Raw genomic sequence first — 18,180 nt, 5'->3', positions numbered from 1 at the left:
TGCGTGACGGGCGGGCGTTCCGGCCGCCCGCTGCGCGTTTCCCGCTTACTCGCCGATCAAATGCAGCACGATGTCGCGCCGATGCGCGGCGCGACGATGCTCGAACAGATAGATGCCCTGCCACGTGCCGAGCACCATGCGTCCGTGCTCGATCGGGATCGACAGCTGCACTTGCGTGAGCGCCGTGCGCAGATGCGCGGGCATGTCGTCGGGGCCTTCGGTGTCGTGCTCGTAGCGCGTGTCGTCCTCGGGCGCGAGCGTCGCGAAGTAGCGTTCGAGATCGCGCTGCACGGACGGATCCGCGTTCTCCTGGATCAGCAGCGACGCGGACGTATGGCGGCAGAACACGGTCAGCAGCCCGGTGCGGATCGCCTGCTGGTCGACGAATGCGCGCACTTGCGGCGTGAACTCGACGAGGCCGCTGCCGCGCGCGTCGACGCCGATATGCGTGATGGCCTGTTGCATGACGACGGCCTCAGGCGAGCGCGGCGAAGCCGTCGGCCTCGATCTGCCCGGCGTCGGCGGGGCGCACGACGCGCGCGACTTCGACCCCGTCGCGCAGGAATACCAGCGTCGGCCACAGCTTCACGCCGAACGAACGGCCGAGCGGCCGACCCGGGCCATCCTCGATCTTCAGGTGCCGCACGGCCGGATGCGCGGAAAACGACGCGACGATCGCGGGCTGCGCGCCCGCGCAAATTCCGCACCAGTTCGTGCCGAATTCGATGACGGTCGCACCGGCCAGTGCGTCGACTTCCGCGCGCGTCGGCGCGTTGGCGGTGTAGCGTTGCTCGATGTCCATCGGTCCCTCGTGTGCAATTGCGGAACGTGGCCGCCGCGCGCCGGCGTGGGCGGCACATGCGACCTTCGATTTCCCACTGTAGCGGAAAAGCACGCGCGATGCCGACGGCGGCCGCGCCACGCGAATGACACGACAAGAATCGGAGCGCCGCGCGGCGGCGACGCGATCAGCATGCGAACTGATCCCGTCAACGAAGGAAAAGGCCATGAACGCCCCGCATCGCGTCACCGAACCCAACATCCTCTATTTCGGCACGCCCGTCGTGCTGATCAGCACGCTGAACCCGGACGGCACGGCCAATCTTGCGCCGATGTCGTCCGCGTTCTGGCTCGGCTGGCGCGGCATGCTCGGGCTCGCCGCCAGCTCGCAGACCACGCACAACCTGATGCGCACCGGCGAATGCGTGCTGAACCTGCCGTCGGCGGCGCAGGCACACGCGGTCGACCGCATCGCGCGCACGACGGGCACGCATCCGGTGCCGGAGTCGAAGCAGGCACGCGGCTACGTGTACGAACCGGACAAGTTCGGCACCGCCGGGCTCACCGAGACGCCCTCGCAGACCATCGCCCCGCCGCGCGCGCTCGAATGCCCGGTGCATCTGGAAGCGGTGGTCGCCGCCACGCACGGCATCGGCGACGAAGCACCCGACCTGCGCGGCCGCATCCGCGTGTTCGAGGTGCGCATCCAGCGCGTTCACGTACATCCCGACCTGCTGATGGACGGTCATCCGGACCGCATCGATCCGGACAAATGGTCGCCGCTGATCATGAGTTTTCAGAAGTTCTATGGCCTCGCGCCGCATCAGGTGCATGCGTCACGGCTCGCCGAGATTCCGGAGCGCGCCTATCGCAGCCCCGACATCGACCGCGCGCGCGAAGCGGGCATGTCGATCGGATAAGATACGGGCCGATCGACCCATGACCGAACCGACGGAGTGTTTCAGTGATTCAACCGACCCAAGTATTCAAGGACAACCTCGCGCAACTGCCGGCCATCGACGGTGTCGCGCGCATCGATCTCGTCGGCGCGAACGGCGACGTGGTCGCCAGCATCGAGAACCAGCCGGGCAAGCAAGGTTCGCTCGCGGTGTACAACTACCTGAAGCAGGCATTCGGCACGCTCGACGCGAAGGCCGCCGAGCACGGCCTCGCCGTGTTCGCGGAGCACACTGCCGACGCGCGTAACCGCCCGGGCGCACACCCGAACGTCGATCGTCTGCTGGCGATCGTCGACGGCGGCGACGCGCTGCGGATCGACGTGGTCGCGAAGGCCTGAATGCCCGGCGACGGGCACGCACGCAAACGGTCGATGCCCGTCCTTTCCCGGAGACCCTCCACATGCGTCGCATGACTGTCCGGCCGTTCACCCGCCGTGTCGCATCGATCGCCGCCCTCGCGTGCGTCGCGCTCGGCGGCGCGGCGTCCGCCGAGACGCTGCACACGGCTTCCGATATCGCCGGCGCGTCCCTGGTTGCGCTCGGCGCGCTGCCGCGCTCGCCGGAGAACGGCACGCTCGACGCATTCTGTGCGCGATATCGCGCGAAGACCGCAACCGCGGCCGGCCGCGACGTCGCGAAGCTCGGCTGGATCGTGACGTCGGAAGCGCCGCTCGGCCGCTATACGGTCGTCACGTTCGCGAGCGGTTTCAAGCCGGGGACGAGCGCGATCTGTTACGCGCGCAACGCAAACGTCGGCGTCTTCGACGGCACGACGCTCGTCGCGCTCGGCTATACGGCACGCTCGGCCGGCTGGCAGCTCGGCTCGGTCGAGTCGCTGGAAAGCGGCGCGCTGCTGGTCTGGGGAGGCGATGGCCCGTCGGCGCCCGTCGGCGAGCTGCGCGAAGAGCATGGCGGCTTGCGGCTGACGGCGGTCGCCGCCGAACGCACGTATTGCCACGGCCGTGCAGTCGTGCCCAACGTGTACGGCAAGCCGCTCGATACGGCGCGCAAGATCCTGATCTCGCGTGGCTGGCAGCCGCTGCGTCCGCGCGAGAAGCCGGACCCGGCGGACGGCGCGGCCACGCTCGCGAAGCACGGGATCATCGAAGCCGAAGCGTGCTCCGGCACCGGCATGGGGTATTGCGCGCTGCGGTATCGGAGCGCGGCCGGCGTGCTCGGTGTGACGACGGCCGGCGGCGAGCCGGACACGCCGTCGGCGAATACCGTGATCGATTATCAGGTGGCCTGCCGGAAAGAGTGATCGGCGCGGCGCGGCGCGGCGCGTCGGCGAGTGTGCGTGACTCCTCGCGCTTGCTCGCATGGCATGCGTTTGTCGTCGCGCGGAAGACGGAGCAAATACGTTGACCATCGGCCGTCCGGTCGATTGACCCGCTCCACTTGCGCTCCTAAACTGACCTCCCTTTCAGGCATCTCCGGCACAAAGGGACTTCCATGATCGACCTCTCCACGCTCGCGCTGTTCTCCGGCGCGTGTCTCGCGCTGACCGCCACACCCGGCCCCGACATGCTGCTGATTGCGTCGCGCAGCGTGAGCCAGGGCCGCCGCGCGGGGTTCGCCACGCTCGCGGGCATTCAGGTCGGCACCTACTGTCATGCGCTCGCAGCCGCGCTCGGGCTGTCTCAGCTCTTCGTCGCGGTGCCGCTGGCGTACGACGCCGTGCGATTCGCCGGCGCCGCGTATCTGCTTTACCTCGCATGGAAGACATTCCGTTCGGATGCGACCGCGCTGTCGCCGGCCGCGTCGCCTCGCCGCCATTCGACCGCCGCGATCTTCCGCCAGGGCGTGATGACGAACCTGCTGAATCCGAAGATGGCGCTGTTCGTCCTCGCGCTGTTCCCGCAATTCGTGCGTCCCGAGCATGGCTCGATCGCCGTGCAGATCCTCGTTCTCGCGACGGTGCTCAATGCGATCGGGCTCGTCGTCAACGGCGCGGTGATTCTGTCCGCGAGCCGGTTGGGTCAGCGCATCGGCGCGCGACGCCGGCCGTCTAAGCTGCCGCGGTATCTGCTCGGCACGGTGTTCGTGGGATTGGCCGCCCGGCTGGCGGTGGCGGGACGGAATTGATCGTGAACCGGCCGACTCCGAAGTCCGTTCCGAATACGATCGACTGACGCGCGAGAAATTCGTGTCAATCGATGCGATGCCTGGACGACGGCGCCGCCGTATCTCCGGCCGGCGCACCATGAGCGGCTGAAAGCCCATGTCGATCAACCTGCGAACCTCACGCGAGTGGACATGGCCACGTGCATGAGGGAACCAATGCGCGCCGCCCGGTAGCGAATTCCGGTACCGGCGCGCGGCGCGCGCGCAATCGTCAGCGATTCGCGCCGAGCGCCACGCGCAGCCGCTCCATCAGCCGCGTGTAGTGCCGCACCACATCCGCCTTGTCCGTCACGTTCGCGGTCGAGAACCGCTCGGACCACGCGGCCTTCCACTCATACGTGCCGTGCACGCTGCGGTCGCCGTCCGGCGACTGGATCAGCGAACGGATCCGCGCGTCGCGCCCCGGCCCCGTGTGCATCTCGAACAACGCGTGAATGAACGTGTGATACGCGTCGTACACGTCATCGTCGAACAGGTAGCGGTAGATGTGAAACGTGCGGTCGAGTTCGCGCTTCGCGCGGATCACGTCGTCCGGCGAGATGTCCTTCCAGTAGCCGATCCACGTGTAGAAGCACAGCAGCGCATTGAGCTGCGGCGCGACCGCGTCGTACAGCGTGAGCCGCTTCTCGATCAGCCGCTGGTTGGTCCACTGCACGAGCTCGAGCCGCTTCAATCGGCGCGCGACGAGCCAGCCGAGACACGCAACCGACAACGGCGTCAGCACGCCGAGCACGAGCTTGACGATTTCCAGCGAATTCCACGGATTGTTGAATGGCTGCATGAATGGCTCGACAAGAAGGACGCACCGCCCGGCGGATCGCATCGCGCGCAGCGCGCGCGTTCGTCGATCCCTTCGCGGTCGACCGTTAGTTGCTTGCGCATCGAAGTCGCACCGTGATGCGCCCGGTGCGCGGCGAAGCGGCTCGTCCCCCCAGTGTATCGGCCAAATGTCACCGGCCGGTGACGATTCGCCGAATCGTCGTCACGCGCCCGTGCCGCGTTACGTCGGCAGCGCCGACGTGAGCTTGACCTTCTGCATCGGAATGTCGGTCTTCACGCTCAGCACGCCCGGGATGCGCGTCAGGTATTCCATCTGGAAGCGCCGGTAGTCGTCGATGTCGGCGGCCACCACGCGCAGCAGGAAATCGCAGTCGCCGGCCATCAGGTGGCATTCGACCACTTCCGGCATCTGCTGGACGGCCTCGGCAAAGCGGTTCACGGATTCGGCGTCCTGCCCCTTCAGCCACACGCGCGTGAAGATCGTCAGCCCCTTGCCGACCTTCGCCGGGTTCAGCACGGCCACGTATTTCTCGATCACGCCCGCTTCCTCGAGCAGCCGCACGCGCCGCAGGCACGGCGACGGCGACAGCCCGACCTCGTGCGCGAGTTCCACGTTCTGCATGCGGCCGTCGCGTTGCAGCGCGCTCAGGATCCGCCGGTCGATAGCGTCAAGCTTCATTGGCATCAAATTCCAAAAAATTCGCGAATCGCTCACTCAATGCCAAATTCTCGCGAATATCGATCCGCAACGCAATCCGATTCGAGTCAAAAAAGCAGACAATCCTCCTCCCAGAAGGAGGAGTAATGAGCAGTAGCGTTTCAACGTCGTCCGGGCTTCGCGACAGGCCCGCCTATGTCGCCGAGATGGGCCGCGGATTGCGCGCGGCGCTGCCCGTCATGCTGGGTTTCGTGCCGTTCGCGCTGGTGCTCGGCGCGCAGGCCGCGCAAAAGGGGCTGAGCCTGTTCGAGGTCCCGATGATGACGGGCCTGAATTTCGGCGGCGGCTCGGAATTCGCGGCGATCCATCTGTGGACCTCGCCGCCGCACATCGCGCTGATCGTCGCGATGTCGTTCCTCGTGAATTCGCGTCACATCCTGATGGGCGCGGCGTTCGCGCCGTACATCCGGCGCCTGCCGCGCCGCCGCGCATTCGCCGCGCTGTTCTTCATGTGCGACGAAAGCTGGGCGATGTCGCTTGCCGACGCACGCTCGCGCTCGGCCACGCACATCAGCGTCCCGTATTACGCGGGCGTGTGCGCCGGGCTGTACCTGACGTGGATCTCGATGACGACGCTCGGCGCGGCGGTCGGCCCGACGATCGGCAACGTCGAGCAGTACGGCTTCGACATGGCGTTCACGGCCGTGTTTCTGGTGCTGCTGCGCGGGATGTGGAAGGGCATGCGCGCGAGCCGTCCGTGGTTCGTGAGCCTCGTCGTCGCGGCCGCCACGCACCTGGCCGTGCCCGGTGCGTGGTACGTCCCGGCCGGCGCGTGCGCGGGGCTGATCGCCGCGCTGCTGTGGGAGCCGCGCGATGCTGCCTGATTTCGCGACGGTCGCGACCATCGTGCTGATGGCGTCGACGACCTACCTGTCGCGCGTGCTCGGCTACGTGCTGCTGCGCAACCGCACGCTGAGCCCGCGGATGGCGTCGGTGATGGAGAACGTGCCCGGTTGCGTGCTGATCTCGGTGATCGCGCCGGCCTTCGTGTCGACGCGCCCGGCCGATCTGCTCGCGCTCGCCGTCACGCTGATCGCGGCGACCCGCCTGTCGATCCTGCCGACCGTCATCGTCGGCGTCGTGTCGGCCGGCCTGCTGCGGTATTTGCTCGGGTAATCGGGTAACGCGGTTCCGAGCGCCGCGCGGGCGACACATCGAAGCGGAAGACGGGCGCGCCATGCGCCCGTTTTCGCATCCGCGCGCCGGCCGCGGCTCCGGCTCCGGCTCCGGCTCCGGCTCCGGCTCCGGCTTCGGCTCCGGCTCCGGCTCCGGCCCTGCGTGACGCGGCAAGCGGCACGCGTCGCGACGGGGTGTTAGCCTTGCGGCTATACCCACGATGCCTTTCCCCTGATTGCCTGCCTGCGAGGATCGTCCCGATGCAAGAAACCCGCCCGCTGTTCGACCGCGTCCTGCTCACCAACGACGACGGATTCGACGCCCCCGGCCTTGAAGTGCTCGAACAGGTCGCCACGCAACTGGCGCGCGAAGTCTGGATCGTCGCCCCGGCCGAAGACCAGAGCGGCACGTCGCATTCGCTGAGCCTGCACGAACCGCTGCGCGTGCATCGCAAGGGCGAGCGCCGCTTCGCCGTGCGCGGCACGCCGGGCGATTGCGTCGCGATCGCGGTCAGCCACCTGATGAAGGACGCACGGCCCGACGTCGTGCTGTCCGGCGTGAATCGCGGCGCGAACCTCGGCACCGAAACGGTGTTCTCGGGCACCGTCGGCGCCGCGATGACGAGCATGCTGGTCGGCGTGCCGGCGATCGCGCTGAGCCAGGCGTTCAGCGACCGCAACGCGGTGCCGTGGACCACGGCACTCACGCATGCGCCGGACGTGATTCGCCGGCTGGTCGCGGCCGGCTGGGACAGCGACGCGTGCCTCAACGTGAATTTCCCGGCGCGCCCGGCCGACGACGTGCACGGCCTGAAGGTGACGAACCAGGGCGCCGGCACGCTGCAGGGCGTCGAAATCGTGTCGGGGCGCGATCCGCGCGACATCGAATACCACTGGCTGAAACTGGCGCGCGCACCGCGCGACGACGATGCGGATTCGGAAACGGTCGCGCTCGGCGAAGGCTACATCGCGGTCACGCCGCTGAAGTTCGAACGCACGCACGACCACGCGCTCGCGCGGCTGCGGTCGAACCTCGGCTGACCTCGGGGGCGATACCGGCCGGCGGCTTCGCCGTCGTCGCCGCCCGCATCACCCATCCGCGGTCACGTCAGGTTCAATCCCCCGTCGAGCATCACGATCTCGCCCGTCACGTAATCGGACGCGACGAGCATCGCGACCGTCTGCGCGACGTCGTCCGGCGTCGCCGCGCGGCGCATCGGCGCGCGCTCGCGCCAGAGCTGCTGCGCGTCGGTCCAGTCGGCGGTCAGCGGCGTATCGACGAGCCCCGGCGCCACCGCATTGACGCGAATCGCCGGCGCGAGCGTGCGCGCCAGCAAGCGCGTCGTGTGATTGAGCGCGGCCTTCGCCGCCGCATACGGAATCGACGCGCCCTTCGGCCGCACGCCCGCATGCGAGCTGACGTTGATCACGCAACCGGCGCGCCCGCTCGACGCCGCCTCGAGCAGCGCCGGCTGCGCTTCGGCGACGAGCCGGAACGGCGCGATCACGTTGATCTCGTGCATCTCGCGCCACACGTCGGGCGTCGCGGCGGCGAGATCGTCGTGCGGAATCACACGGCTCACGCCCGCGTTGTTGATCAGCACGTCGAGGCGGCCGTGCACCGCCACCGCGTCGCGGATCAGCCGCACGCGCTGCGCATCGTCGGCGAGATCGGCCTGCACGTAGGCCGCGCCGAGTTCGCGCGCCATCGCGCGACCGGTTTCGGCGGAACTGCGCGAATGCAGGATCACAGCGTAACCGTCCGCCGCCAGCCGTCGCGCGATGGCCGCGCCGATTCCCGACGTCGATCCGGTGACGAGCGCGACGGGCCGCTGCACGCGCGACGCGCGCGGCTCGGTGACGGTTTCGGTTTCAGGTTCCGTTTCGGAGACCGGGGCATTCATCGGCGGATGCGGCGCGTCCATGGCGTGGAATCCTGTCAGTGGCGTTCCCGCATCATAAGCATGACGGCGGCCGATGCGGATGCGTGCCGTCTACGGCCGTTTCGGCAGATCGACGAAATCCTCGAGCTCGCCGGCGATGTGAAGCCGCTTGCCGATTCTCGGGTATTCGCAGACGTCGTGTTCGAGGCGCTGGCCGAGGACGAACAGTTCCAGCGGCACGTCGCCGGTGTTCTGCAACGTGTGTGCATCGCCGCCGCGCGGGAAGCCGAGAAAGTCGCCCGGCCCGATTTCGCACGTGCGTTCGCCGATCGTGACCGTGCCGGTGCCGGACAGCACGTACACGCATTCTTCCTCGTACAGGTGGCGGTGATACTCGGCCGATTCGTGGCCGGGCATCAGCGTCAGCAGATGCGCGCCGATCTGCGTGAGGCCGGTCAGGTCGCCGAGCTGTCGTTTGAGGCGAACGGCGTTGGGATTGAGCGAATGCACCGCGCGGGTCGGTTCCATTTTCGCGATGTCGGCGGCTTTCAGCAGTTCCCGGGGAAGTGTCGTGGACATGGGGATCTCGTCGGCGTCAATGCAGCGGTTGAACGCGCCGCCCGGGCGGGCGCGGCGTGCATGCCGCGCTATTGTCCGACATTTTCACGCGGACGAGATCGCCGGCACGATCCTCGTCCACCGCGCCCTGGAGACGTCGCTCAGCCCACGTGCACGCCGCGCAGCTTCGTCAGCAAGGCGACGAGGCGATCGATGTGTTCGTCCTCCGTGCGCCACGACGACACGCTGATCCGGAACGCCGGCCGCCCCTGCCACACGGTCTGCCCGAACCAGACGTCGCCCGAATCCTGCGCAGCCTGAAGGATCGTGATCGTCTCGTCGTCGGTGCCGGCGCGCACGAGCACCTGGTTCAGCACGACGCGGTTCAGCACGTCGTAGCCGGCCGCGCGCAGGCCGTCGGCGACGCGCTGGGCCTGCGCGCAATGCCGCTCGACCAGCGTCGCCACGCCGGCGCGGCCGAGCGCGCGCAGCGCGGCCCACACCGGAATGCCGCGCGCCCGCCGCGAGAATTCGAGGTTGAGGTTCTTCTGCGCGTCCTGCGCGCCGCTCAGATAGACGGCATCGCTGTTCATCGCGGTCGCGAGCGCGGCCGCGTCGCGGCAGATCACCATCGCGCCGTCGTACGGCGTGTTGAGCCACTTGTGGCCGTCGGTGGTCCAGCTGTCCGCGCCGTCGACGCCGTCGGTCAGCGCGCGCTTCGACGACGCGCGCGCCCACAGCCCGAACGCGCCGTCCACGTGCACCCACGCGCCGGCGGCCTTCGCGCGCGGAACCAGCGCCGCGAACGGATCGAATTCGCCGGTGTTCACTTCGCCGGCCTGCACGCAGAGGATCGTCATGTCGTCGAGCGGCGGCAATTGCGCGGGATCGATGCGGCCGTGCGGGTCGACCGGCGCGACGATCAGGCGCTTCATCCCGAAGCCGAGCACCCGCAGCGCCTTCTTCACCGTGATGTGCGCAAGCTCGGAGAGCACGACCTTCACCTCGGGTGCGCCGATCAGGCCTGCTTCGTCGACGTCCCAGCCCTTGCGCGCGAGCAGCGCACGCCGCGCGGCGACCAGCGCGACCAGCGTGCAGGCCGTCGCGCTCGTGCCGAAGCCGACCACGCTGCCCTCCGGCAGCCCGAGCACGTCGACGACCCAGCGCGCGGCCTGCCGCTCGATCGTCGCGGCCACCGGCGAATTCGCAAACGACGACGCGCACTGGTCCCACGCAAGCATCAGCCGCTCGGCCGCCGCCGCGGCCGGCAGCGTCGCGCCGATCACGAAGCCGAAGTAGTTCGGGCCGTTCGATGCGACGGTCGCGGGCGTGCCGCGCTCGTCGAGCAGGCGCAACACGTCGTCGGCCGGGCGGCCCGTATCGGGCAGCGGTTCGTCGAAGGCCGCAAGACCGGCGAGCGCGGCCGCATCGGGATACGCGCGCCGTTCGCCGGCTGCTGCGAGATACGCGTGCGCGCGCCGGTCGGCGTCGGCCAGCAGGGCGAGTTCATCCATGTCGTTTGCCTCTGTGAAGATCAGAGTTGCAGGAGATCGCGGCCCAACCGATGCAGCGCATCGTCGATCCGCTTGTAGTACGTGAACTTGCCGACGCGCGTCGCCTGCACGAGCCCGGCATCCGCGAGGATGCGCATGTGGCGCGTGGTCGTCGCCGGCGCGATGCCGAGCTTCTCGGTGATGTACGTGCAGCACACGCCGAGTTCGTCGAAGTCGCCATGCGGCTGCGGTGGGAAATGCTTGCGCGGCTGCTTGAGCCAGCGCATCACGGCCAGACGGCTTTCGTTGGCCAGTGCGCTGATGCGGGTGACGTCGTCCATGGTTCGGCCTCGTTTGACGTTTCGAATATTAGCTAAATGACGAAACGTGGGCAACCGGTTGCGCGCGGGATCGTTGCGTTTGCCGGCGTGCGGGAAGGTGCCGGAAGCGGCCTCTGCGCTGCTGCGCCGCATTCGACGTCATCACGTCGGAGGCCGACCCGGGAGCGCCAGCCGACGTGATCCGGTTGGTTGCGTTCACTCGGCGGTCAGCGCCTGCGCCAACCTTTCGATCAGCGCCCGCACGCGCCGCGGCTGCACCGCACCGCCCGGATAGACGATCTGCAGGTCGACTTCGCCCGGCGAGAAGTCGCGGAGGATCTCGACGAGCGCGCCGGACGCCAGATCCTGCTCGACGTCGAGTCGCGATTTCAGCGCGATACCGCGCCCCGCGACGCACCACGCCCGCACAAGGGCGCCGTCGTTGGCCACGCGCCGGCCGCGCACCATCACGCGTTTCAGTTCGTCGTCGATGCGGAACGGCCACTCGGCATACAGCTCCTGGCCGAAGCGCATCACGATGCAGTCGTGCGCGGCGAGTTCGTCCGGATGCCGCGGCGTGCCGTGCGTGGCGAGATACGCGGGCGCGGCGCACACCACGCGGCGCGAACGGCCGAGCGAACGGCTGCGCAACGCGCTGTCCGCAAGCGTGCCGCGCCGGATCGCGAAATCGAGCCCCTGCCCGACGAGATCGACGTAGCCGTCGCCGAGATGCAGGTCGACCGTGACGCCGGGATGCTCGGTCAGGAACGCGTCGACCACCGGCACGACGCGCACCTGCCCGAGATCGGCCGGCGCGCTCAGCCGCACGGGCCCCGACAGCGTCTGCGCGCCCAGCCTCACGCGGCTTTCGAGTTCGTCGGCCTCGGCGAGCAGGCGCCGCGCGCCCGCGACCAGCGTGCGGCCTTCGTCGGTCAGGCTGATCGCGCGTGTCGTGCGCGTGAGCAGCGCCGCGCCGTAGTAACTCTCGAGCGCCGCCAGCCGTTCGGAAACCGTGGCCGGCGACAGCCCGACCTCGCGGCCGGCCGCGGCCAGCCCGCCCTTCTCCACGATGCGCAGAAACAGCGCCAGATTGTCGAGCAGCATTCTTCGCTTCCTCCGAAGGATATTTTCGAAGTCTGCCCAATTATCCGGATCAACCGCAAGCGCTAGAGTGAGCGCTACCTTTCCGGCGCATTCACGCGCCGGCCTCGACGACGAGAGGGCACACGACATGGAATACCGCACGCTCGGCCGCTCCGGCCTCAAGATTCCCGTGCTGAGCTTCGGCGCAGGCACGTTCGGCGGCACCGGCCCGTTGTTCGGCGCATGGGGCAACACGGGCGTCGACGAAGCGCGCCGCCTGGTCGACATCTGCGTCGAAGCCGGCGTCAACCTGTTCGACACGGCCGACGTGTATTCGGACGGCGCATCCGAGCGCGTGCTCGGCGCCGCGATCCACGGACGGCGCGACCAGGTGCTCATCTCGACCAAGACGGGCCTGCCGACCGGTGACGGCCCGAACGACGCAGGCACGTCGCGCCCGCGGCTGATCCGCGCGGTCGACGACGCGCTGCGCCGCCTCGACACCGACTACATCGACCTGCTGCAGCTTCACGCGTTCGACGCGGCCACGCCGGTCGAGGAAGTGTTGTCGACGCTGGACGACCTGGTGCGCGCGGGCAAGCTGCGCTATATCGGCGTGTCGAATTTCGCGGGCTGGCAGATCATGAAGTCGCTCGCTGCGGCCGACCGGCACGGCTGGTCGCGCTACGTCGCGAACCAGGTCTACTACTCGCTCGTCGGCCGCGACTACGAGTGGGACCTGATGCCGCTGGGCGCCGACCAGGGCCTCGGCGCGCTGGTGTGGAGCCCGCTCGGCTGGGGCCGGCTCACGGGCAAGATCCGCCGCGATGCGCCGCTGCCCGAACGCAGCCGCCTGCACGACACGGCCGGCTTCGGCCCGCCGGTCGACGAAGAACGGCTGTACGACGTGGTCGATGCGCTCGACGCGATCGCCGAGGAAACCGGCAAGACCGTGCCGCAGATCGCGCTGAACTGGTTGCTGCAGCGCCCGACCGTGTCGTCGGTGATCGTCGGCGCGCGCAACGAGGAGCAGTTGCGCCAGAACCTCGGCGCGGTCGGCTGGTCGCTGACCGACGCGCAGATCGCGAAGCTCGATGCGGCGAGTGCGGTCGAAGCGCCGTATCCGTACTTCCCGTATCGCCGGCAGGACGCGTTCGCGCGACTCAATCCGCCGATGCGCGGCTGAGCGGACCAACGAGCAGGCACGCGCCGACGCAACGGCGGACCGGCGCAACGGACGTCAGTCTCATCGCCCGGCCAGCGCGCGGTCGATCATCTCGCCGATCCGCCGCGCGAGCGCGTCCATCCGCTCGGCCGGCACGCCGCCGTAGCCGAGCACGAGCCCGTTGTAGCCGTGCGCCGTGCCCGGCACGCAGAACGACGACAGCGGCCGCAGAATCAGCCCGTGCGCCTGCGCGACGCGGCTCAGCTCAGTGTCCGCCACCGGCACGTCGAGCCGCGCGGACAGATGCATGCCGCCCGCGCCGCCCGACACCGTCAGCCGCGTGCTCAATCGCCGCGCCAGCGCGTCGTGCAGCGCATCGCGCCGCTCGGCATACACGCGGCGCATGCGCCGCAGATGCCGCGTGAAATGCCCGGCCTCGATGAAATCCGCGAGCGCGCGCTGCTCGACCGCGCGACCCTGCAACATCAGCGCGCCCGCCGCGTCGCGCAGCGGCTGCGCGAGCGTGGGCGGCACCACCATGAAGCCGAGCCGCAACGCCGGAAACATCACCTTGCTGAACGTGCCGAGGTAGATCACCGGCGCGTCGTCCGCGAGCCCCTGCACGGCCGCGTGCGGCGTGCCGTGGTGGCGAAACTCGCTGTCGTAGTCGTCCTCGACGATCCATGCGCCGGCCGCGCGCGCCTGCGCGACGAGCGCGAGCCGCCGTTCGAGGCTCATCACCGCGCCGAGCGGATACTGGTGCGACGGCGTGATGTAGACGAGCTTCGGCGGACGATCGCGCCAGTCGTCCGGATGCGGCGCCAGCCCCTGCGCATCGACGCCGATCGGCTCGACACGCAGGTCGGCCGCGAGAAACGCGTTGCGCGCGCCGTGATAGCCCGGGTTCTCGATCCAGGCGACGTCGCCCGCGTCCGCCAGCGCGCGGGCGCACAGGTCGAGCGCGCCCTGCGTGCCGTCGGTGACGATCACCTGCGCGGCGTCGCAACGCACGCCGCGCGATGCGCGCAGATACCCGGCGATCGCGTCGCGCAGCACCGCGTCGCCTTCCGCCGATTGATAACCGAGCTGCGCCGGCCCCGCCGCGCGCCACGCGCGTTCGATGCAGCGTCGCCACTGCGCGAGCGGGAATTCGTCGACGGCCGGCACGCCCGGCATGAACGGCAGCGATTCGTCGAGGCCACTCGTCGCGCGCTCCGCCTGCGCGACGCGCCGCGACAGCATCGCCGCATCGCCGGCGGGCGCCGCGGCGACGATCCGCGCCCCGCGCAAACCCATCCGGGCGACCACCGTGCCCTGCCGCGTGCCGGTCACGAACCCTTCCGACGCGAGCCGCTCGTACGCGTACAGCACCGAGTTGCGCGCGATGCCGAGTTCGTCGGCCAGCGTGCGCGAGGCGGCAAGCCGCGCGCCTTCGGCGATGCGGCCGCTCAGGATCGCGTCGCGCAGACACGCGTACAGCCGCTGCTGCTGCGACATCCGCGTGACCGCGTGCGGCCCCGCCTCGCGCTCGAAGGTCGACAGCAGCACCGCGTAATCCATCGTGGCTCCAGAATGTGGGAATGTCATGGGTCTACACATGGTGCCACGAACTTTCTATCGTGGATGTCCGTTCTCGTTTCCGGCCGCGCCGGCAACGCTTCAATTCATCCATCCTCGAAAGGTTCGCGACCATGAACGCTACCGACACCGGCCTGACCGTACGCCCCGTGCGTGAAGACGATTTCGACAACTGGCTGCCGCTGTGGGACGGCTACAACCGCTTCTACGGCCGCTTCGGCGACACCGCGCTGCCGCACGAGATCACGCAGCTGACGTGGTCGCGCTTCTTCGACGGTTACGAGCCCGTGCATGCGCGCGTCGCGGAACGCGACGGCCGGCTCGTCGGGCTCGTGCATTTCCTGTATCACCGGAGCACGACGCTGATCGGGCCGACCTGCTATCTGCAGGATCTTTTCACGCTCGAGAGCGAACGCGGCAAGGGCGTGGGCCGCGCGTTGATCGAAGCCGTGTACGACGCCGCGCAGGCGCAACGCGCCGAACGCGTGTACTGGCAGACGCACGAGACGAATCACACGGCGATGCGGCTCTACGACACCGTCGCGGAAAAAACCGGATTCGTGATCTACCGGAGGGTTTTGCCGCGCTGAGGGAGCCGCACGCGGGGGGGTGGCGGCGGGTTCACGCCAGCGGCCGCGCCTTGATCCACAGGAACAGCGGCACGCGCGACCACTGCTTCAGCGTGTCCGTGTCGGCGCGGTCGGGCGGCGGCTCGCGCAGCGACACGATCGCGAAGCCGGCCGCCTCCAGCGCATCCATGTAGGCCTGCAGCGGCAGCGACCAGCCCGCGAAATGCATCGACAACCCGTCGCGCGTTTCCACGCCTTCGAAATGCTCGCTGCCGAAATACGTGCCTTCGAGCACGAACGGCGCGTCGGGCTGCGGCCCCGCGAAACGGCCGCGATCGCGGAACGGATGCACGAGCGACACGAACAGCAGCCCGCCCGGCTTCAGCACGCGGCGCGCCTCGCGCAATGCGGCCGCCATGTCGTCGAGGTCCATCAGCACGTTGTACGCCATCACGACATCGAAGCTTGCCGGATCGAATGGCAGCGATGCCGCATCGGCAAGTGCGTAGCGGTGCGCGGAATCCGCGCGACGGGCGGCGTCGAGCATCGCGGGCACCGCGTCGCTCGCGGTCACGTCGTAGCCGAGCGCCTTCAGCTCGCGGCTCACGCGGCCCTCGCCGCAACCGATTTCCAGTGCGTGGCCGCTGCCGCGGCCGAGGTAAGCCGCCAACCCCTCGCGATACTTCCAGAACGCATCGTGGCCCGGCCTGCCGGCCCAGTCGATCCATTGGTCGGCGACGTGCGTCCAGTGTTCCGTAATGGCTTTCGTGTCGGTCATGTGCGCTCCCGATCGGTGTGCGTCGTGCTGGCCCAGGATGCGCATGGTAAGCCGAAGCGTCGGTGCGCGTGAACGCGTTGCGCGAGTTGGGGCCGCCGCGGCCGGTTTCCGTTTCCGGCGGCGGCGTTCTACAGTTACGAGAGACGACATGCGGCGCCAGCCACTTTCACGTCCGGTTCGCGTCCGTCGATACGCACCCGATTCCGAGGAACGTCCATGCCGAGTATCGTCGCCGGTCCCGCCCATCTTCCGCCGAGCCCCGTCGCCGCCGAAACGCGCATGGTGCACGACGTCGCCACGCTGCGGCCGTCGGACTATCGCTCGGCCGACGGTGCAGCGTGGGTCATCGCCACCCTCACGCCGGCCCCGGACAGCGGCGAAAACGTGACCGGCACGACCTACTTCGATACCGCGAAACAGCAAACCGTCGCGGTGCCCGACGCGCGCCGGCGTTATGCGAACCGCGGCACCTGGCAGGTCGTCGCGAGTTCGAGCCCGTCGGTGCCCGCCACCGGCCGCTACGACTGGCTGACGCTCGCGTGGCTGCCGATCAACCGGCGGCCGCTGCCGCAAACGCCCGAGCATCTGTATTCGCCGTTCATTCACGGCGGCACGATCGTTTATCGCTGGAATCCGGCCGCACAAGGCGGCGAGCAGTTCGGCAACGTGCGGATGATCTTTCCGGAGTGGCGGCAGCAGGTGGCGGACGTGCTGCGCGCCGCGTCCGGCGACGACGCGCAAGCGGCGGCCACCGCGTCCGCATCGGCGCTCGATCGCGTGAAGCAGGACGGCAACCCGATGGCCGCCGTGCTCGACTTCGGCGCCGCGCTGCATGAGGAACCGGCCGACCGGATCGCCGCACGCCTGCCGGCATTGCTGCGCGCGAACGACCTGCATGAAGTGTCGGCGATCGTGTTCCAGTGCATCGCCGCGTCGCGCGAAGCGGACCGGCCGCGCTTCGTCGAAGCGATCAGCGCGTCGATCTTCTCGATCGACGACAGCGCGCGCCTGCTCGCGATCGCCTACGGCGCGTTCGCGGCCGGCAGGGCGAAGTCGCGTCCGTTCAGCGATGCCGCGCAGGCCGCGCGTATCGACGACGTGTTCGCGGCATTGAAGCAGCGGACGTCGGCACTCGGCGTGCCGGTCGGTCAGGGTTCGCCGTGGTACGAGTTCTTCACCGCGTACCGGCTCGGCGGCGCATCGCCCGGCTCCGGCGGAAACAGGCAGTAATTACCGGTGCTGCGCGATCGTCAGTCGACCTGATGCTTCGAGACGCTTCGACGAAAGCAACGTCATCCTGAATGCTCGTACCCGGCATGCGATCCGCGCGCGCAGGGCGATGCATGTCGCGAGCTCGCAACGGGAACCCGCATGCGTCGCGCAGGGTCGAAACGCCACATGACCGGCAACGGTGTCGCCTTCACCGGTCGATCCACGATCCCCGCACTTTTTTCTTCCCATGTTGAGCATCGGTCCCTTCTCGATCCGCGTCGTCGCGGTAGCCGCCGCCGCGCTGCTGGCGTGGCTCGTCGCCCGCTTCATCCAGCGCCGCCCGCCCGACGGCCAGCACAAGACCGCGTCGAGCCTGATCCTCGACGTGCTGCTGCTCGGGCTGGTCGCCGCGCGCATCGGCTATGTCGCGCAATGGTGGCGCGATTATGCAGCGGCGCCACGGTCCATCATCGCGCTCGGCGACGGCGGCTTCGACTGGCGCATCGGCATCGCCGTCGCGCTGGTGTTCGCCGTGTGGCGGCTGCGTCGCCTGCCCGCGCTGCGCCGCCCGGTGGCAGCCGGCATCGTCGCGGGTCTCGCCGCATGGGGTATCGCGCAAGGCACGCTCGCGACGCTGCAGCGCACCGCGCCGCCGTTCGCCGCGATGCGGCTCGAAGCGCTCGATTCGACGCCCGTGCTGCCGCAACGCTTTGCCGGCAAGCCGGTCGTCGTGAACCTGTGGGCAACGTGGTGCGCGCCTTGCCGGCGCGAAATGCCGATCCTCGAACAGGCGCAGCGGGAGCATCCCGGCATCACGGTGCTGATGCTCAACCAGGGAGAAAACGCGCAGGCGGTGCGCGCGTTCCTCGAACAGCAGGGGCTGCGCTTCGACAACGTGCTGCTCGATCCGCCGTTGCGTGCGATGCATGCGTACGGGTCGCGCGGGCTGCCCACGACGCTGTTCTTCGATGCGAAGGGCGAACTCGTCGAATCGCACATGGGCGAGATCACCGCCGCGCGGTTGAAGGACGCCGTCGCGCAGCGCTTCGGTCAGTGATCCCGTCG

22 protein-coding genes are annotated in these 18,180 nt (G+C 69.0%); 11 read left to right on the top strand and 11 right to left on the bottom strand.

Going from position 1 to position 18,180, the window contains the following annotated elements:
• Positions 1 to 45 precede the first annotated feature (45 nt).
• Positions 46 to 465: a secondary thiamine-phosphate synthase enzyme YjbQ gene (locus ACV22V_RS00835; protein ID WP_059464957.1), complete on the bottom strand. Its 420-nt coding sequence runs from the start codon at positions 463 to 465 to the stop codon at positions 46 to 48.
• A gap of 10 nt (positions 466 to 475) precedes the next feature.
• Positions 476 to 802, bottom strand: coding sequence for a thioredoxin family protein (locus ACV22V_RS00830; protein ID WP_059533691.1), 327 nt, complete (start codon positions 800 to 802; stop codon positions 476 to 478).
• A gap of 205 nt (positions 803 to 1,007) precedes the next feature.
• On the opposite strand from ACV22V_RS00830, the gene ACV22V_RS00825 reads away from it, so the two are divergent.
• The 4 genes from ACV22V_RS00825 (at position 1,008) to ACV22V_RS00810 (ending at position 3,824) form a co-directional block, all read left to right on the top strand.
• Entirely contained in the window at positions 1,008 to 1,700 is a 693-nt protein-coding gene (locus ACV22V_RS00825; protein ID WP_448012709.1) for a flavin reductase family protein, read from the top strand.
• A gap of 44 nt (positions 1,701 to 1,744) precedes the next feature.
• The gene (locus ACV22V_RS00820; RefSeq protein ID WP_059533687.1) at positions 1,745 to 2,077 is read left to right on the top strand and encodes a DUF2322 family protein; all 333 of its coding nucleotides are present in this window, start codon (positions 1,745 to 1,747) and stop codon (positions 2,075 to 2,077) included.
• Positions 2,078 to 2,139: 62 nt separating this feature from the next.
• The gene (locus tag ACV22V_RS00815) at positions 2,140 to 3,000 is read left to right on the top strand and encodes a hypothetical protein (protein WP_448012708.1); all 861 of its coding nucleotides are present in this window, start codon (positions 2,140 to 2,142) and stop codon (positions 2,998 to 3,000) included.
• Positions 3,001 to 3,191: 191 nt separating this feature from the next.
• Complete coding sequence (locus ACV22V_RS00810) at positions 3,192 to 3,824, top strand: LysE family translocator (RefSeq protein WP_223960232.1); 633 nt, start codon at positions 3,192 to 3,194, stop codon at positions 3,822 to 3,824.
• A 250-nt stretch (positions 3,825 to 4,074) separates the two neighbouring features.
• Here the strand turns inward: ACV22V_RS00810 and ACV22V_RS00805 are convergent, their stop codons facing one another.
• Positions 4,075 to 4,644, bottom strand: a complete 570-nt coding sequence (locus ACV22V_RS00805) for a hypothetical protein (protein ID WP_321850472.1) — start codon at positions 4,642 to 4,644, stop codon at positions 4,075 to 4,077.
• 219 nt (positions 4,645 to 4,863) lie between these two features.
• Positions 4,864 to 5,322, bottom strand: coding sequence for an Lrp/AsnC family transcriptional regulator (locus ACV22V_RS00800; RefSeq protein ID WP_006486309.1), 459 nt, complete (start codon positions 5,320 to 5,322; stop codon positions 4,864 to 4,866).
• A 125-nt stretch (positions 5,323 to 5,447) separates the two neighbouring features.
• Between ACV22V_RS00800 and ACV22V_RS00795 the strand changes: the two genes are divergently transcribed.
• The 3 genes from ACV22V_RS00795 to surE all read left to right on the top strand — a co-directional run bounded on the left by ACV22V_RS00795 (position 5,448) and on the right by surE (position 7,517).
• Entirely contained in the window at positions 5,448 to 6,185 is a 738-nt protein-coding gene (locus ACV22V_RS00795) for an AzlC family ABC transporter permease (RefSeq protein ID WP_059533681.1), read from the top strand.
• Positions 6,175 to 6,477 (top strand): AzlD family protein, encoded by a 303-nt coding sequence (locus ACV22V_RS00790; RefSeq protein WP_082721853.1) that lies wholly within the window; start codon positions 6,175 to 6,177, stop codon positions 6,475 to 6,477. The genes ACV22V_RS00795 and ACV22V_RS00790 overlap by 11 nt, the downstream gene beginning before the upstream one ends.
• Positions 6,478 to 6,737: 260 nt before the next feature.
• Positions 6,738 to 7,517: a 5'/3'-nucleotidase SurE gene (gene surE, locus ACV22V_RS00785; RefSeq protein ID WP_448012707.1), complete on the top strand. Its 780-nt coding sequence runs from the start codon at positions 6,738 to 6,740 to the stop codon at positions 7,515 to 7,517.
• A 62-nt stretch (positions 7,518 to 7,579) separates the two neighbouring features.
• On the opposite strand, the gene ACV22V_RS00780 is transcribed toward surE, so the two are convergent.
• The 5 genes from ACV22V_RS00780 to ACV22V_RS00760 form a co-directional block, all read right to left on the bottom strand.
• A complete protein-coding gene (locus ACV22V_RS00780) occupies positions 7,580 to 8,401 on the bottom strand; it encodes an SDR family NAD(P)-dependent oxidoreductase (RefSeq protein WP_059692538.1) in 822 nt (273 codons plus the stop codon).
• Positions 8,402 to 8,470: 69 nt separating this feature from the next.
• Positions 8,471 to 8,938: a cupin domain-containing protein gene (locus ACV22V_RS00775; RefSeq protein ID WP_448012706.1), complete on the bottom strand. Its 468-nt coding sequence runs from the start codon at positions 8,936 to 8,938 to the stop codon at positions 8,471 to 8,473.
• A 140-nt stretch (positions 8,939 to 9,078) separates the two neighbouring features.
• Entirely contained in the window at positions 9,079 to 10,431 is a 1,353-nt protein-coding gene (locus ACV22V_RS00770; RefSeq protein WP_448012705.1) for a pyridoxal phosphate-dependent decarboxylase family protein, read from the bottom strand.
• A 20-nt stretch (positions 10,432 to 10,451) separates the two neighbouring features.
• Positions 10,452 to 10,751: an ArsR/SmtB family transcription factor gene (locus tag ACV22V_RS00765; protein WP_059533672.1), complete on the bottom strand. Its 300-nt coding sequence runs from the start codon at positions 10,749 to 10,751 to the stop codon at positions 10,452 to 10,454.
• Positions 10,752 to 10,946: 195 nt separating this feature from the next.
• Positions 10,947 to 11,834: a LysR family transcriptional regulator gene (locus tag ACV22V_RS00760; RefSeq protein ID WP_448012704.1), complete on the bottom strand. Its 888-nt coding sequence runs from the start codon at positions 11,832 to 11,834 to the stop codon at positions 10,947 to 10,949.
• Positions 11,835 to 11,961: 127 nt separating this feature from the next.
• Here ACV22V_RS00760 and ACV22V_RS00755 point away from each other — a divergent pair, with 127 nt between their 5' ends.
• Entirely contained in the window at positions 11,962 to 12,999 is a 1,038-nt protein-coding gene (locus ACV22V_RS00755) for an aldo/keto reductase (RefSeq protein ID WP_448012703.1), read from the top strand.
• A 60-nt stretch (positions 13,000 to 13,059) separates the two neighbouring features.
• Here the strand turns inward: ACV22V_RS00755 and pdxR are convergent, their stop codons facing one another.
• A complete protein-coding gene (pdxR, locus tag ACV22V_RS00750) occupies positions 13,060 to 14,538 on the bottom strand; it encodes a MocR-like pyridoxine biosynthesis transcription factor PdxR (protein ID WP_448012702.1) in 1,479 nt (492 codons plus the stop codon).
• A 131-nt stretch (positions 14,539 to 14,669) separates the two neighbouring features.
• Between pdxR and ACV22V_RS00745 the strand changes: the two genes are divergently transcribed.
• Positions 14,670 to 15,146, top strand: coding sequence for an N-acetyltransferase family protein (locus ACV22V_RS00745; protein ID WP_448012701.1), 477 nt, complete (start codon positions 14,670 to 14,672; stop codon positions 15,144 to 15,146).
• Positions 15,147 to 15,177: 31 nt separating this feature from the next.
• Here ACV22V_RS00745 and ACV22V_RS00740 read toward each other — a convergent pair whose 3' ends face one another.
• Positions 15,178 to 15,903 (bottom strand): class I SAM-dependent methyltransferase, encoded by a 726-nt coding sequence (locus ACV22V_RS00740; protein WP_059533662.1) that lies wholly within the window; start codon positions 15,901 to 15,903, stop codon positions 15,178 to 15,180.
• A gap of 216 nt (positions 15,904 to 16,119) precedes the next feature.
• Here ACV22V_RS00740 and ACV22V_RS00735 point away from each other — a divergent pair, with 216 nt between their 5' ends.
• Both ACV22V_RS00735 and ACV22V_RS00730 read left to right on the top strand, forming a co-directional pair.
• A complete protein-coding gene (locus ACV22V_RS00735) occupies positions 16,120 to 17,133 on the top strand; it encodes a hypothetical protein (RefSeq protein ID WP_448012700.1) in 1,014 nt (337 codons plus the stop codon).
• A 229-nt stretch (positions 17,134 to 17,362) separates the two neighbouring features.
• On the top strand, positions 17,363 to 18,172 hold the full coding sequence (locus ACV22V_RS00730) for a TlpA family protein disulfide reductase (RefSeq protein ID WP_448012699.1): 810 nt from the start codon (positions 17,363 to 17,365) through the stop codon (positions 18,170 to 18,172).
• The last annotated feature ends 8 nt before the right edge of the window (positions 18,173 to 18,180 follow it).

Source organism: Burkholderia sp. AW33-5 (assembly GCF_053427615.1).
Note: the sequence above shows the minus strand (reverse complement) of the source record. Positions and strands in the feature narration are given on the sequence as shown.

Bases quoted from the DNA above. Each gene is read 5' to 3' on its own strand.
- ACV22V_RS00810 (WP_223960232.1), top strand. From the start codon at position 3,192: ATGATCGACCTCTCCACGCTCGCGCTGTTCTCCGGCGCGTGTCTCGCG.
- ACV22V_RS00780 (WP_059692538.1), bottom strand. From the start codon at position 8,401: ATGGACGCGCCGCATCCGCCGATGAATGCCCCGGTCTCCGAAACGGAA.
- ACV22V_RS00805 (WP_321850472.1), bottom strand. From the start codon at position 4,644: ATGCAGCCATTCAACAATCCGTGGAATTCGCTGGAAATCGTCAAGCTC.
- ACV22V_RS00745 (WP_448012701.1), top strand. From the start codon at position 14,670: ATGAACGCTACCGACACCGGCCTGACCGTACGCCCCGTGCGTGAAGAC.
- ACV22V_RS00740 (WP_059533662.1), bottom strand. From the start codon at position 15,903: ATGACCGACACGAAAGCCATTACGGAACACTGGACGCACGTCGCCGAC.
- ACV22V_RS00815 (WP_448012708.1), top strand. From the start codon at position 2,140: ATGCGTCGCATGACTGTCCGGCCGTTCACCCGCCGTGTCGCATCGATC.
- surE (WP_448012707.1), top strand. From the start codon at position 6,738: ATGCAAGAAACCCGCCCGCTGTTCGACCGCGTCCTGCTCACCAACGAC.
- ACV22V_RS00760 (WP_448012704.1), bottom strand. From the start codon at position 11,834: ATGCTGCTCGACAATCTGGCGCTGTTTCTGCGCATCGTGGAGAAGGGC.
- ACV22V_RS00830 (WP_059533691.1), bottom strand. From the start codon at position 802: ATGGACATCGAGCAACGCTACACCGCCAACGCGCCGACGCGCGCGGAA.
- ACV22V_RS00795 (WP_059533681.1), top strand. From the start codon at position 5,448: ATGAGCAGTAGCGTTTCAACGTCGTCCGGGCTTCGCGACAGGCCCGCC.
- ACV22V_RS00735 (WP_448012700.1), top strand. From the start codon at position 16,120: ATGCCGAGTATCGTCGCCGGTCCCGCCCATCTTCCGCCGAGCCCCGTC.
- ACV22V_RS00765 (WP_059533672.1), bottom strand. From the start codon at position 10,751: ATGGACGACGTCACCCGCATCAGCGCACTGGCCAACGAAAGCCGTCTG.
- ACV22V_RS00755 (WP_448012703.1), top strand. From the start codon at position 11,962: ATGGAATACCGCACGCTCGGCCGCTCCGGCCTCAAGATTCCCGTGCTG.
- ACV22V_RS00835 (WP_059464957.1), bottom strand. From the start codon at position 465: ATGCAACAGGCCATCACGCATATCGGCGTCGACGCGCGCGGCAGCGGC.
- pdxR (WP_448012702.1), bottom strand. From the start codon at position 14,538: ATGGATTACGCGGTGCTGCTGTCGACCTTCGAGCGCGAGGCGGGGCCG.
- ACV22V_RS00770 (WP_448012705.1), bottom strand. From the start codon at position 10,431: ATGGATGAACTCGCCCTGCTGGCCGACGCCGACCGGCGCGCGCACGCG.
- ACV22V_RS00775 (WP_448012706.1), bottom strand. From the start codon at position 8,938: ATGTCCACGACACTTCCCCGGGAACTGCTGAAAGCCGCCGACATCGCG.
- ACV22V_RS00825 (WP_448012709.1), top strand. From the start codon at position 1,008: ATGAACGCCCCGCATCGCGTCACCGAACCCAACATCCTCTATTTCGGC.
- ACV22V_RS00730 (WP_448012699.1), top strand. From the start codon at position 17,363: ATGTTGAGCATCGGTCCCTTCTCGATCCGCGTCGTCGCGGTAGCCGCC.
- ACV22V_RS00800 (WP_006486309.1), bottom strand. From the start codon at position 5,322: ATGAAGCTTGACGCTATCGACCGGCGGATCCTGAGCGCGCTGCAACGC.
- ACV22V_RS00790 (WP_082721853.1), top strand. From the start codon at position 6,175: ATGCTGCCTGATTTCGCGACGGTCGCGACCATCGTGCTGATGGCGTCG.